This is a genomic window from Prevotella sp. OH937_COT-195 (genome assembly GCF_003932845.1).
GTDB lineage: Bacteria > Bacteroidota > Bacteroidia > Bacteroidales > Bacteroidaceae > Prevotella.
This window is the reverse complement of the sequence record NZ_RQZH01000131.1, coordinates 1-563: the sequence shown is the minus strand read 5'-3', so window position 1 is coordinate 563 and position 563 is coordinate 1. Positions and strand designations below refer to the sequence as shown.

The following is a 563-nucleotide window of genomic DNA, read 5'->3' as shown; positions in this document are numbered from 1 at the left end:
ATGTTATATAAAACACCCCTAAATGCTCTAAAAAAGAATCTTAAAATTGTAAATAAGGATATTCTAATTTTTTATAAATTTAAGCTATCATAAAAAAAGCAATGTGTTATTTTGAAACAAAAAGGAGTTTTTGTGATGATAACTAAGAGTATTAAATATCCTTATGCGAAATTAACTTTTGATGTTTTAGGTATCCTTTCTAGTATCACTTTTTTAATATTAATTGCTATTAATTTCTATGCTGATTTTAAAAGTAATGGTACTTCGAAGATAGGTGTTGAATGGACTGGAAATGATTTCGTTTTAGGTGTTGTTTTAATTTGTATTATTTTAGTGTGTGCTATAACTTCTTTTATTTTAAAATCGATAAAAAACACGAAATAAAAAGTAGAATATGTATTTATGTCGAGAAAATTTATTGAGGTTGAGAAGAACCTTTAACTAAACTTGTAGACGAATGTCGGCATAGCGTGAGCTATTAAACCGATTATTCGACAAGTTTTGGGATTGTTAAGGGTTCCGAGGCTCAACGTCAATAAAGCAATTGGAATAAAGCAATAGTT

1 protein-coding gene is annotated in these 563 nt (G+C 27.4%); it reads left to right on the top strand.

Annotated features, from left to right (window positions below; genetic code table 11):
* Positions 1 to 111: 111 nt before the first annotated feature.
* Entirely contained in the window at positions 112 to 384 is a 273-nt protein-coding gene (locus EII32_RS11565) for a hypothetical protein (protein ID WP_002455830.1), read from the top strand.
* Positions 385 to 563: the final 179 nt, after the last annotated feature.